General features: G+C 70.3%; 10 protein-coding genes. 8 read left to right on the top strand and 2 right to left on the bottom strand.

What is annotated here, in order from left to right; genetic code table 11:
- Positions 1 to 52: 52 nt before the first annotated feature.
- Positions 53 to 1,489: a glycoside hydrolase family 6 protein gene (locus OHS58_RS06605; RefSeq protein WP_328647528.1), complete on the bottom strand. Its 1,437-nt coding sequence runs from the start codon at positions 1,487 to 1,489 to the stop codon at positions 53 to 55.
- A gap of 139 nt (positions 1,490 to 1,628) precedes the next feature.
- Here OHS58_RS06605 and OHS58_RS06610 point away from each other — a divergent pair, with 139 nt between their 5' ends.
- Positions 1,629 to 2,372 carry a FadR/GntR family transcriptional regulator gene (locus tag OHS58_RS06610; protein ID WP_328647529.1) on the top strand — a complete coding sequence of 248 codons (744 nt, stop codon included), beginning with the start codon at positions 1,629 to 1,631 and terminating at the stop codon, positions 2,370 to 2,372.
- 200 nt (positions 2,373 to 2,572) lie between these two features.
- Positions 2,573 to 3,382: a LacI family DNA-binding transcriptional regulator gene (locus tag OHS58_RS06615; protein WP_328647530.1), complete on the top strand. Its 810-nt coding sequence runs from the start codon at positions 2,573 to 2,575 to the stop codon at positions 3,380 to 3,382.
- 44 nt (positions 3,383 to 3,426) lie between these two features.
- On the opposite strand, the gene OHS58_RS06620 is transcribed toward OHS58_RS06615, so the two are convergent.
- Complete coding sequence (locus tag OHS58_RS06620; RefSeq protein ID WP_328647531.1) at positions 3,427 to 4,872, bottom strand: non-reducing end alpha-L-arabinofuranosidase family hydrolase; 1,446 nt, start codon at positions 4,870 to 4,872, stop codon at positions 3,427 to 3,429.
- Between the two features lie 572 nt (positions 4,873 to 5,444).
- Between OHS58_RS06620 and OHS58_RS06625 the strand changes: the two genes are divergently transcribed.
- The 6 genes from OHS58_RS06625 (at position 5,445) to OHS58_RS06650 (ending at position 12,592) form a co-directional block, all read left to right on the top strand.
- Positions 5,445 to 6,275 carry a transporter substrate-binding domain-containing protein gene (locus OHS58_RS06625; protein WP_326952415.1) on the top strand — a complete coding sequence of 277 codons (831 nt, stop codon included), beginning with the start codon at positions 5,445 to 5,447 and terminating at the stop codon, positions 6,273 to 6,275.
- A gap of 616 nt (positions 6,276 to 6,891) precedes the next feature.
- The gene (locus tag OHS58_RS06630) at positions 6,892 to 7,881 is read left to right on the top strand and encodes an ABC transporter substrate-binding protein (RefSeq protein ID WP_326950730.1); all 990 of its coding nucleotides are present in this window, start codon (positions 6,892 to 6,894) and stop codon (positions 7,879 to 7,881) included.
- Between the two features lie 10 nt (positions 7,882 to 7,891).
- The gene (locus OHS58_RS06635) at positions 7,892 to 9,406 is read left to right on the top strand and encodes a sugar ABC transporter ATP-binding protein (RefSeq protein WP_328647532.1); all 1,515 of its coding nucleotides are present in this window, start codon (positions 7,892 to 7,894) and stop codon (positions 9,404 to 9,406) included.
- The gene (locus tag OHS58_RS06640; protein WP_326952418.1) at positions 9,403 to 10,440 is read left to right on the top strand and encodes an ABC transporter permease; all 1,038 of its coding nucleotides are present in this window, start codon (positions 9,403 to 9,405) and stop codon (positions 10,438 to 10,440) included. Before OHS58_RS06635 ends, OHS58_RS06640 begins: the two co-directional genes overlap by 4 nt.
- Positions 10,437 to 11,420: a galactofuranose ABC transporter, permease protein YjfF gene (gene yjfF / locus OHS58_RS06645; protein ID WP_326950726.1), complete on the top strand. Its 984-nt coding sequence runs from the start codon at positions 10,437 to 10,439 to the stop codon at positions 11,418 to 11,420. The genes OHS58_RS06640 and yjfF overlap by 4 nt, the downstream gene beginning before the upstream one ends.
- Before the next feature lie 329 nt (positions 11,421 to 11,749).
- Complete coding sequence (locus OHS58_RS06650) at positions 11,750 to 12,592, top strand: carbohydrate-binding protein (protein WP_328647533.1); 843 nt, start codon at positions 11,750 to 11,752, stop codon at positions 12,590 to 12,592.
- Positions 12,593 to 12,608 lie beyond the last annotated feature (16 nt).

Consider the following 12,608-nt stretch of genomic DNA (forward strand, 5'->3'; position numbering starts at 1 on the left):
CGCCGGACGATCACGGCTCGGCGTGGGCCGTGATCGCCCGGTGGCCGGGGACTCAGGAGCAGGAGACTCCGTTCAGCGCGGGGGACAGGAACGGCGGGGTGCCGCCGCTGTAGTCCGCGTTGTAGCCGACGGTCGCGGTGCCGCCGGTGCCGAGTTTGCCGTTCCACGCGGCGTTCACGACCCGCACGGTGTCGCCGGTGTCGGTCCAGGTCGCGTTCCAGCCCTGGCCGACGGTCACCCCCGGCGCGGAGAACGTCAGTGTCCAGCCGTCGACGGGTGCTCCCCGGTTCTCGATGACGACCTCGCCGGTGTACCCGTTCTGCCACGAGCTGACGACCCGGTGCGTCACCGTGCACGAGCCGTTGCCCGGCGGGGTCGTCGAGGTCGACGTCGTCGTCGGGGGAGTGGTGGCGGTCGTCGGCGTGGTGCTGGCCGGCGGCGCCCCGGCGGCCGCCAGGTCGTACGCCCGCTGCGGGACGAACTGCCCGGCCGCGGCGAGGCAGCCGTCGGCTTCGCCCGGCGGCTTGACCCAGAGGTACGCGGCGATCTGCGTATCACCCGTGGCGTCGGTGCTGGGCGTGCCGATGGCGCGTCCCGCCGGGTCGCACCACTCGCTGCCCTGTGGCCCGTTGCCGTTGCGGCTCGTGTCGATCACCGCGCGCAGCCGCGTGTCGCCCACCGCGTTCAGCACCGCTTTGGCGAAGCCCGCCTCGTCGCCGGTCGACCGGTAGTTGGAGACGTTGGTGGCGATGCCGTCCGCGCTGTTCGAGATGTCCGCGGCCCGCACCCGCGACGCGGCCTCGGCGGGCGAGAGCCACGCGGAGTGGCCGATGTCGTAGTACACCTTCGTCTGCGTCGAACCGGACTTGAGCTTCTTGCCCGCGTAGGCCACCGAGGCCTTGGTCTGGTTCTGCTGGTCGGCCGACTGGCAGTTCGTCATCAGCGCGAGCACGTCGGGCTCCAGCACGATCGCCGCGGGCCGGCCCGCGATGCCGGCGGCCACCTGGTCGATCCACGCCCGGTAGGCGTCGTGGGACGGCGCCCCGCCGCCGCTGGCGCCACCGCAGTCGCGGTTGGGGATGTCGTAGACGACCATGATCGGGACCTTGCCCGCCGCCGCGGCGGTGCCGACGTAGGCGTCGACGTCGGCGCGCACGGTCGAGGTGTTGGTGGTGGTGAACCACCTTGCCTGCGGCGTGGCGGCGACGCGGTCGCGGATCATCGGGGTCCGCGAGTCGCCGGGGTTGGCGGCGACCCACTGGGCCGCGTTCGTGCCCGGGTCGACGTAGAACGGCGAGGAGGCGGCCTGGGCGCTGCCACCCACCGTCAGCGCGGTCGCGCCGGCGAGGAGCGTCGCGCCGAGGGCCGCGGCGGCGAACTTGGCGCGTCTCTTCCCGGGTCCTTCGAGGATCCGGTCCGGCCGGTCGTCTCGCGCGGCCGGATGGGTGGTGCGTTCGTGGGGAACGCGTACCTGTTTCGTCGCTCTCATGAGTCCTCACAGCGTCGTCGGCGTTGGCGACTGGGAGCGCTCCCATACCGGCTCACTGTAACCGGCGCGGGGCGGCCGGGAAAGAGCGGCGGTCTTCGGAGCGGGCGGTGGCGTGCGTCGATTGAGTCATACTCATCGGGTGACCCGTGATGAGGAAGCCGCGCCGCCGGCCCCGTACCGGCCCGGCTACGAAGTGGTGGCCGAGCGGATCCTGCGGCTCATCGCCGAGCTGGAGCTTCGGCCCGGCGACCGGATGCCGACCGAGGCCGAGCTGGCGGCGCGGATGGGCACCAGCCGGACCGTGGTGCGGGAGGCCGTCAAGATCCTCTCGGCGATCGGCCGGGTGCGCGCGCACAAGGGGCGCGGGCTGTACGTGTCCGACGACGAGGGCATGCTCGGCGCTTCCCGCTGGGGCGGCTTCTTCCTGCCCACCGACCTCGACCACGTCTACATGCTGTTCGAGTTCCGCCGGGTCCAGGAGACCGCCGCCGGCCGGCTCGCGGCCGTCAACGCCACCCCGGCGGAGCTGCGCGCGATCGAGGCCGCCGCCGAGACCTGCCGCCAGGGCCACCTGAGCGGGCAGTCCACGCTGTTCGACCGCGGCGACGACGACTTCCACCTCGGCATCGCCACCGCGTCGCACAACCAGTTCCTCGTCGCGGCCGTGCGCGAAGCCCGCCGCCTGCAACGCCAATCGAACGTCATCGGCATGTCCGGCGCGGTCGGCGGGCACGCGGCGGGCGCGGTCGACGAGCACGCCGCCATCTTCGGGGCGATCCGCGACGGCGACCCGGACGCGGCGGCCCACGCGGTCGCCGTCCACCTCGACAACACCCTGGAGGACTACCGCCGCGAGATCCGGCGCCGCCTCTTCGGCAGCTGACCACGCCGCGGCGGGATCGGTCCTTTGTGGACAGCCTGCCCGGGCTCACGAAGACAACGACGTCTTGGGAGAGCGAACGTGTCCTTCGCCGAGTCACCCGAACCGCGGCCGACCCTGGCCGACATCGCGCGTGCGGCGGGGGTGTCGACCGCCACCGCGTCCCGCGAGCGGCGGCCGGGCCCACGGGCTCGGTCGCGCTCGTGGTGTGCGAGGAAGTCCCGCGGCTGTTCGCCGACCCCTGCTTCGCCCGCGTGGCCGCCGGGGCGGGCAAGGCGCTGACCGGCGTCGGCCTGCAGCTCGTGCTGCTCACCGTGCCCGCGACCGCGGACTACCAGGGACCGGTGGTGCGCTTCCTCGACGGCGGGCACGTCGACGGCGCCCTGGTCATCGGGATGCACGGCCGCCGGCCGCTCGACCTGGGCCGGCTCGGCATCCCGGTGGTGTTCGGCGGCCGTCCGGTCTGCGGGCGGGAACCCGGGCGCTTCTCCTACGTCGACGTGGACAACCGCGGTGGCTCCCGGCGGGCCACCCAGCGGTTCCTCGACGCGGGCCGGCACACGGTGGCGACCATCGCCGGACCCCAGGACATGACCGCGGGAGTGGACCGGCTGCTCGGCTACCGGCAGGCGGTGTCGGGCGCCGGCCACGGCGACCGGGGGCTGGTGGTGTTCGGGGACTTCGGCCAGGCGTCCGGCGAGCACGCCACCGCCCGCCTGCTGGACCGCCGGCCGAACGTCGACGCCATCTTCGCCGCCTCGGACATGATGGCGATCGGCGCGCTGCGGGCCCTGCGTCGCGCGGGTCGCCGGGTCCCCGGTGACGTGGCCGTCATCGGGTTCGACGACCTGCCGATCGGCCGGCGCACCGATCCGCCGCTCACCACCGTGCGCCGGCCGATCGAAGCGATGGGCGCCCGGATGACGGACGAGCTGCCGGCGATGCTCGGCGGGTCGGCCGGGCCGCGCCGCGCGGTGCTGGACACCGAGCTGGTCGCGCGCACCTCGGGCTGAGGCCGTCCCTTCCGGGGAGGGTTCCCCGGAAGGGACGGACGTGGCTAACGCTGCAGCGTCAGGACTCCCGGCCGCCACGGCAGCTGGTCGTACGGGCCGCTCGCGCTGGGGTTCTTGCCCTGGTAGAGGAACTGCAGGGAGCACGGATCGATGGTCTTGGTCTGGTCGGGGTTGGTGCGGACCAGGTCACCGTGGCTGATGTCGTTGGTCCAGGAGGCGCCGCTGTTGGCCTTGCCGGCGAAGGGGTTGCTTTCGCTGGCGGCCTGAGGAGTCCACGACCCGCTCAGGCTGGTGGAGGTGAACGAACGGAAGTAGCGTCCGTTCGCGCCCATCGCCTCGACGATCATCAGGTACTGGTTCTGGCCCTGGACCTTGTAGACCTCGACGGCTTCGAAGAGGTTGGCCTGCGTGTCGCTCATGATCGTCGTGTAGGTCGAGCCGAAGCTGCCCGGGAAGTTCCCGATCGGCATGCTCGCCCGGTAGATCTTGCCGTTGTCACCGGCGAAGAACAGGTACATGTTCGAGCTGTCGGCGATCAGCGTCTGGTCGATCGGGCCGGTGCCGGAGCCGGAGATGCTGCCGGTGAACAACGGCTGCGGCGAGGACCAGCCGTTGGGGTTGGTGGGGTCGCTCGACGTGCGGTAGATGAAGGGCCAGGCACCCCACTGGTAGGCCAGCACCCAGATGTTCTTCGGCGCGAAGTAGAACAGCGTGGGCGCCACGGTGCCCTGGTTCATCCCGTTCTGGCCGGCCGAGGCCATGTCGGACCAGTTCGTGAAGGGGCTGAAGGCCATCGAGCCGTACGACGATCCCGAGACGTTCGACGCGTAGACGAGGTGCTTGCCGTTGTAGACGACGTTGGTGAAGTCCTTCAGCGAGACCCACCCGTTCTTCGGCGTCGCCAGCACCCCGCTCGAGCTCCAGCGGTAGGTCGAGGGCAGGGAGCAGCCGGTGCCGCCGCCGGTCGTGGTCGTGGTCGGCGTGGTGGTCGTCGTCGACAGGCCCGTCCACTTCTGGTTGCTGCCGCCGTTGCACGTCCAGAGCGCCACCGCGGTGCCGTTGGCCGTCGCGGCGCCGGTGACGTCCAGGCAGAGCCCGGACTGCACCCCGGCGATCGTGCCGTCGGAGTTCACCCGCCACTGCTGGTTGGCCCCGCCGTGGCAGGTCCAGATCTGCACCCGGGTCCCGGTGGTCGCGCCGCCGGGCACGTCGAGGCACTTGCCGCCGTACACCGTCAGCTGGCCGCCGGACGTCGACGTCCACTGCTGGTTCGCCCCGCCGGAGCAGTCGTAGATCTGCAGGAGGGCCCCGTCGGCCTGACTGGCGTTCGAGACGTCGAGGCACCGGTCCGAACCGGCACCGCGCAGCGCGCCGGTGACGTCGGCCGCGGCCGGGCCGGCCCCCAGCGTCACCGCCAGCGCCACGGTCGACGCGGCGGTGAGCACACCGATCAGGGTGCGGATCCTGCGGCTGGTACTTCCTCTGTTCATGACGACCTTCTCCCGGCGAGCGAGACGAGTGTTATCGCTAACAGCGTTGCTTCACCCTGGGCCGCCGGGAGAAAAGATGTCAATCCGGGGACGCGGGTCCGCGAAGCCCCGGACGCCGGGCCGGACGACCGGCCACCTCAGGGTGGTCGCGGTAGGTCCACAAAGGACAGCCGGGCGGTGAAAGTTACATTTCCGACGGCCGAGGCACCTCGAGGGGCGGGCAGCGGCCGTTCGGTGACGGCTTCGCGGTCCGTGATCCGATTGATCCAGTTCCCCACACGATCGTCTGGTGAGTAGTGGGCATTTCACGCTCGAAGCGGGACGCCGCGCCCCGGATCACGCCGGCTGTGGTGCGGCCAGGACGGGACTGGGGGTTGAACAAGGCGACAGATCATGCAACGATCGCCGCCGCGTTAGCAACCTATTGTGTCTGGGGCCTCATCCGCCTGACGCGGTTTCGAGCCCGACAGCCGAGCACAGGAAGACGTCCAATGCGATCACCGCTTCGCCGACGAAGCCGAAGAACGATCCTCGCGATCGCCGCCCTCGGGCTGGCCGCCACCGGGTGCACGGTGGGAAGCGGTTCCCCGACCCTCGCGACCGCGACGAACCTCGCGGTGGTGCAGTCCCTGCACGACGCGCTGCCGCAGGCGATCAAGGACGCCGGGGTGATCCGGTTCGCCGGCGACTCCCACCCGCCCTACCGCACGGTGGCGCCGGACGGGTCGGTCACCGGGATCGACGCCGACTTCCAGGCCGCGATCGGGCAGGTGCTCGGCGTCCGGACGCAGACCATGATCGTCAACGCGTTGCCGGCCGCGCTGCAGGGCATGCTGAGCGACCGGTACGACGCGTTCAACGGCCCGGTCAAGGCCACCGCCGAGCGCGAGAAGCAGTTCGACACGATCACCTGGATGACCACCCGCACGGCCTACGTGTTCCCCGACTCGGCGGCGGGGATCGCGCGGGTCGAGGACCTCTGCGGCAAGCGCATCGCGGTGGTGACCGCGAGCGTCGTGGAGGAGCAGCTGACCAAGCTGTCCCACTTCTGCACGCAGGGCAAGCATCAGGCCACGCAGACGGTCGGCCTCGACGACACCAACGCCACGCTGCTGGCCACCCTCTCGGGCCGCGCGGACGCCGCGGGCATGACGGAGGCCGCGGCGATCGACGTGACGCAGAAACAGGGCGGGACCAAGTACGTCACCCAGACCGAAGCGCAGGGGGCGTCCAAGGACGACCTGGCGTTGTACGTCCCCAAGTCCTCGAAGCTGGGCCCGGTGCTGCAGCAGGTGTTCGAGGAGCTGTTCCGCGACGGCACGTACGTCGGGATCATGTCCCGCTGGGGGCTCAACCAGGTCTCGGTCCCGAAGCCGGTCTTCAACGCGGCCACGCCGCAGTAACGCGAACTCCGGCAGGAGCGGTCCGTGGGCGCCGGAGTCACCGTGGCGGCTACGGCGTAGGGCAGGGATGCTCTTGGCGCTCGCGCGTGGTCCGTTGCTCTATCCCTCGGGCGGGCGGGCGGGCGGGCGGGCAGCCGGCGGGCGAGAACCTGTCGTGGAACACGGGAGTGGACCATGCGCTCCAGCTCACGATGGCCGAACCGAGCCAGCGGAACGCGGTGCGGCGGCTGTACGAGCGCGCGGGGCCTCGACCTGCACGCCGACCTGGGCCGCCGCACCCCGCGTGTCCGCCGGCCCGGCCCGGTCGCGTACCCCGCTGACCTCAGTTCGAGCGGGCGGTCCGTCTCGTGTTCGGGCCGTGTGCGGCGACCGCGGTGGTATGTGACGAGACCGTTACCCCATTCGGACTTGACCGGATTGTTGTTATCGCTAACACTGACTCCCCGTCGCCACCCGAAAGAGTGATGGGGGTCACGTTGATGCAGGGTCGGACTGCCCGGTGGCGAAGGGGTCGGCTGGTCCCGCGAGGGCGGTCGGCAACGCGCGGCCGGCGCGTCGACCGGTCCCCATTCGCGAACTGTTAACGCTAACAGCAAAGATCACCGTCGATCGAGGAGTGAACGTGCTGAAGAAGCGATGGGCCGCCGCGGCGGTCGCGGCGGCCGGACTGGTCCTGCTCACCGCCTGCAGTGGTAGCGGCGGCAGCGGCGGCACGGGAACCACCGGCGGGGCCGTCACGCTCGGCTTCGCCCAGGTGGGCGCCGAGAGCGGCTGGCGGACCGCGAACACCAAGTCCATCCAGGAGTCGGCCAAGTCCGCCGGGATCGAGCTCAAGTTCTCCGACGCGCAGCAGAAGCAGGAGAACCAGATCGCCGCGATCCGCTCGTACATCCAGCAGAAGGTCAAGGTCATCGCCTTCTCGCCGGTCGTCGAGTCGGGCTGGGAGACCGTGCTCAAGGAGGCGAAGACCGCGAAGATCCCGGTCATCCTCACCGACCGGGCGATCGACTCGCCGGACAAGACGCTCTACAAGACCTTCCTCGGCTCGGACTTCATCGCCGAGGGCAAGAAAGCGGGGGAGTGGCTGACCAAGGAGTTCGGCAGCGCCACCGGTCAGGTGAACATCGTCGAGCTGCAGGGCACCACCGGCTCGGCCCCGGCCAACGACCGCAAGAAGGGCTTCGGGGACGTCATCGCGGCTGACCCGAAGTACAAGATCGTCGCCTCGCAGACCGGGGAGTTCACCCGCGCGAAGGGCAAGGAGGTCATGGAGGCCTTCCTCAAGTCCCAGCCGAAGATCGACGTGCTCTACGCGCACAACGACGACATGGCCCTCGGTGCCATCGAGGCGATCCAGGCGGCAGGCAAGGTGCCGGGCAAGGACATCAAGATCGTCTCGGTCGACGGTGTCAAGGACGCCCTCCAGGCGCTGGCCGACGGCAAGATCAACCACGTCGTCGAGTGCAACCCGCTGCTCGGCCCGCAGCTGATGGACCTGGTCAAGAAGGTCAACGCGGGGGAGCAGGTGCCCGAGCGGATCGAGACCCAGGAGACCGAGTTCGACCAGGCGTCGGCCAAGGCCGCCCTGCCGAAGCGCCAGTACTGAGGGGTTCGCGATGCCCGCCGAAATCCTCGTCATGACCGGGATCCGCAAGGAGTTCCCCGGTGTCGTCGCCCTCGACGACGTCGGCTTCCGCCTGTTCCCGGGCGAGGTCCACGCGCTGATGGGGGAGAACGGCGCCGGGAAGTCGACGCTGATCAAGGTGCTCACCGGCGTGCACGGGGTGGACGCGGGCTCGATCACGCTCGCCGGGACCGCCGTCTCCTTCGGCGGCCCCGGCGAGGCCCAGCGGGCCGGCGTCAGCACGGTCTACCAGGAGGTCAACCTCTGCCCGAACCTGTCCGTGGCGGAGAACGTCTGCCTCGGCCGGGAACCCCGCCGCTTCGGCCGCATCCAGTGGGGCCCGATGCGGCGGCGGGCCGAGGAACTGCTGGCGCGGCTGGACGTCCGGGTCGACGTCTCGGCCGAGCTGGGCACCTGCTCGATCGCCGTCCAGCAGCTCGTCGCGATCGCCCGGGCGCTCGACGTCGAGGCGCGGATCCTGGTGCTCGACGAGCCGACGTCCAGTCTGGACGCCGGCGAGGTCGAGCGGCTGCTGACGGTGGTGCGCTCGCTGCGCGACGAAGGCTTGGCGATCCTGTTCGTCTCGCACTTCATCGACCAGGTCTTCGCGATCGCCGACCGGATGACGGTGCTGCGCAACGGAAAGCTGATCGGCGAGTACCGCACCGCGGACATCACGCCGGTCGAGCTGGTCACCAGGATGATCGGCAAGGAGCTGCGGGTCCTCGAAACGCTCGAGGACTCCGGGCCGACCCGGGCCGAGGTCGCGGACGCTCCGGTGCTGCTGGCGGCCGAAGACCTCGGCCGCAAACGCGGCGTCGAGCCGTTCACGCTGGACATCCACGCCGGCGAGGTCGTCGGGCTGGCCGGGCTGCTCGGCTCCGGGCGCACCGAGCTCGCCCGGCTGCTCTTCGGCGCCGATCACGCCGACAGCGGTTCCGTGAAGATCGACGGCCGCGTCACCCCGCTGCGGACGCCGCGAGCCGGGCTCGACCACCGGATCGCGTTCTGCTCGGAGAACCGCAAGACCGAAGGCCTGGTCGAGGAACTGACCGTCCGGGAGAACATCGTCCTCGCGCTCCAGGCCTCGCGCGGCTGGGCGCGGCCGCTGTCCCGGCGCCGCCAGGACGAGATCGCCCGCAAGTACATCGCGACGCTCGACATCCGCCCCGCCGACCCCGAGGCCCTGGTCGGCACCCTGTCCGGCGGCAACCAGCAGAAGGTGCTGCTGGCCCGCTGGCTCATCACCGAGCCGCGGCTGCTCATCCTCGACGAGCCGACCCGCGGCATCGACATCGGCGCCAAGACCGAGATCCAGCGGCTGGTCACCCGGCTCTCGGCCGACGGGATGGCCGTCGTGTACATCTCCGCCGAGCTGGACGAGGTGCTCCGGCTGAGCCACCGCGTCGTGGTGCTGCGCGACCGGAAAGTGGTGGCACAGCCGGAAAACCGGGCGCTCACCGCCGACGAGATCATGGCCACGATGGCCGAGGGAGCCGTCTCATGACCAAGCACCGGTTGTTCTGGCCCGTGGTGGCGTTGCTGGCGCTGCTGGTCGGCGACCTCATCGCGAGCCCGGCGTTCTTCTCGATCGAACTGCGTGACGGCCACCTGTACGGGAACCTCGTCGACATCCTGAAGAACGGCGCCCCGCTGATCCTCATCGCGATCGGCATGACGCTCGTCATCGCCACCCGCGGCATCGACCTCTCGGTGGGCGCGGTCGTCGCGATCAGCGGCTCGCTCGCCTGCCTGTGGATCGCCGACCACCCCGGCGGCGTGGGCGCCACGCTCGTCGCCGTCGGACTGGCGCTCGGGCTGTCGCTGGTGCTCGGGGTGTGGAACGGCTGGCTCGTCGCCGTGCTGGGCATCCAGCCGATCATCGCCACGCTCATCCTGATGGTCGCCGGGCGCGGGATCGCGCAGCTGATCTCCGGCGGGCAGATCATCACGATCACCTCGGCCCCGTACGAATGGATCGGCAGCGGGTTCGTGCTGACCCTGCCGAGCGCGATCCTCGTCGCACTGGCCGTGTTCGTGCTCGCCTCGCTGCTGGTCCGCCGCTCCGCGCTCGGCCTGCTCGTCGAGGCCGTCGGCGGCAACCCCGAGGCCAGCCGGCTGGCCGGCCTCCGCTCGGCCCGGCTGACCTGGCTCGTCTACGTCTTCTGCGCGCTGTGCGCGGGCATCGCCGGGCTGATGATCAGTGCGAACGTGCACAGCGCCGACGCCAACCACGCCGGGCTGTTCATCGAGCTCGACGCGATCCTCGCCGTCGTCGTCGGCGGCACGCAGCTGACCGGTGGCCGGTTCTCCCTGGGTGGCGCGGTGATCGGCGCCCTGCTCATCCAGACGCTCACCACCACCGTCTACGCCCTCGGCATCCCGCCCGAGTCGATCATGCTGTTCAAGGCCGTGGTCGTGCTCGCGGTGTGCCTGCTGCAGTCGCCCGCGTTCCGCCGCAAGCTCCGGCGCCGCCGGACACCCCGGCCCGGACAGCCGGCCCCCGCACCCGCTCCGGAGAAGGTGGAGGTCACGGCGTGACGACCCTGGACCGCGTCCGCGGCTACCGGCCGAAGCAACGGCACCTCCCGATCCTCGCCACGATGGCGCTGCTCATCGGGGCCTACGTCTTCGGCGCGTCGAGCTACGAGGCGTTCGGCTCCGGGCAGGTCGTGCTCGACCTGTTCATCAACAACGCCTTCCTGCTCGTGGTCGCGGTCGGGATGACGTTCGTGATCCTCACCGGCGGCATCGACCTGTCCGTCGGGTCCGTGGTCGCACTGTCCACAGTGGTCTCCGGCGACCTGATGCAGAAGCACGGCTGGCCCGCGTACGCGGCGATCGCGGTGGTGCTGGTGATCGGGGCGCTGCTCGGCGCCGGGATGGGCGCGCTCGTCCACTTCTTCGAGATCCAGCCGTTCATCGCGACGCTGATCGGGATGTTCTTCGCCCGGGGCCTCTGCTACACGATCAGCACCGAGGCGTACTCGATCGACAACCCGACGATCGCCACCCTCGCCCAGACGCAGCTCCCGCTCGGCGGTGAGCTGCACATCTCGATCAGCGTGGTCGCCGCCCTGGTCGTCGTCGCCGTCGCGGCGTACGTGCTGGCGTTCACCCGCTTCGGGCGCACCGTCTACTCGATCGGCGGCAACGCGCAGTCCGCGATGCTGATGGGTCTCAAGACCGGCCGCACGAAGATCGCGGTGTACACGATCAGCGGCTTCTGCTCGGCGCTCGGCGGGCTGCTGCTGGTGCTGTACAAGTCTTCCGGCGACCCGCTCAACGGCGTCGGCCTGGAGCTGACGGCGATCGCGGCGGTGGTCATCGGCGGCACCATCCTGACCGGCGGTTCCGGCTACGTGCTGGGCACCGTGCTCGGCATCATGGTGCTGGGCATCATCCAGACGCTGATCACCTTCGACGGCACCCTCAACTCGTGGTGGACCTCGATCATCACCGGCGCCCTCCTGTTCGTCTTCATCGTCCTGCAACGGCTCGTCACCCGCAGAACCCGCTAGCCGGCTTCGGTCCGATGTGGACGGTCTGCGGCAGAGACAGAAATCAGACAAGTTGAAGGGAAAGTCTAGACCACGGGGAAGACCCTTCTCACACTGGTGGGTGAATATCTCCCTGTCCCCGGAGGTGGTCCCCGAAATGCGTCGAAAGAGTTTCCGCAGAAGCACCGCCTGAAGCTGGTCATCTCCTGATCCGCGTGCGGGGCCACGGCCCCGTGCGCCTGTTTCGCACGCGTCGTCGACGGCGGGTGCGTTCCCGGCCTGCGTGAGCGGGCCTCCGCTCACGCACCGGACCGGAGCCTGAGCGATGCGCTTTCAGACTAGGAGTTCTGATGCGAAAATCCCTCGTCGCACTCTCCGCCGCGGTCTTCCTCTGCGTGCCGGCCACCGCGATCGCGGCGCCGGCCTCGATGGCGGCGCCGGGCACCGCCGTGGCCGGCGCGGTCGACGGCACCACCCAGGTCGCCGCGGCCGACCGGTTCCGGGAGATCCGCACCGGGCAGGCCGGCCACCGCACCGAGGCCACCAGCATCCACGACGACTGGGGCGTCTACACCGGTGGCAGCGCGGTCACCGGGCAGGACGCCGTCCAGTCGGCCTACAGCGACCTCAGCGTCTCCGGCGACACCCTCTACGCCCCGACGATGAAGGCCCCGGGGTCCTGTGTGGAGCTGGTGACCGCCTACTCCGGCGGGGCCAAGCAGGTCTGGGCCTGGGACTGGTGCGTCGGCGTGCACGTGGCCAAGTCGGTGAACATCGATGCCGCGTTCCGCACCAACTACGTGACTTCGGTCAACGGCCACGACTCCTACCACGGCAAGGTCGAGCAGACCGACGCGGGCAAGAACACCTGGACCTCGTCGCTGTTCAACTACCACGCCAACCGGTGGGACGTGCTCTACACGCAGTCGGGCACCGACCAGTCCCGGGACAACCGCAGCTGGAACATCTTCGAGGTCTACGCCAGTGGCAGCACCACCGCGGCCTACTGCACCGCGCTGGGCACCCGGAACATCGAGAGCAGCAGCTACAAGATCAAGCTGAACGGCTCCTGGCAGGCCGCGGGCACGGGCAACACGTCGGTGATCTCCAACTCCTCGGCCGCGAACTTCCTGTGCCCGAACCTGTCTCGCACCGTGGTGCACGCCAACGATCAGTGGCAGGTCCACCACTGACCGCCAACCGGTTTTA

It is taken from the genome of Amycolatopsis sp. NBC_00348 (genome assembly GCF_036114655.1).
Lineage (GTDB): Bacteria > Actinomycetota > Actinomycetes > Mycobacteriales > Pseudonocardiaceae > Amycolatopsis.

What these genes read in the sequence shown, in the direction of transcription:
- OHS58_RS06605 (WP_328647528.1), bottom strand. Translation starts at nt 1,489, where the DNA reads ATGAGAGCGACGAAACAGGTACGCGTTCCCCACGAACGCACCACCCAT.
- OHS58_RS06620 (WP_328647531.1), bottom strand. Translation starts at nt 4,872, where the DNA reads ATGAACAGAGGAAGTACCAGCCGCAGGATCCGCACCCTGATCGGTGTG.
- OHS58_RS06635 (WP_328647532.1), top strand. Translation starts at nt 7,892, where the DNA reads ATGCCCGCCGAAATCCTCGTCATGACCGGGATCCGCAAGGAGTTCCCC.
- OHS58_RS06640 (WP_326952418.1), top strand. Translation starts at nt 9,403, where the DNA reads ATGACCAAGCACCGGTTGTTCTGGCCCGTGGTGGCGTTGCTGGCGCTG.
- OHS58_RS06650 (WP_328647533.1), top strand. Translation starts at nt 11,750, where the DNA reads ATGCGAAAATCCCTCGTCGCACTCTCCGCCGCGGTCTTCCTCTGCGTG.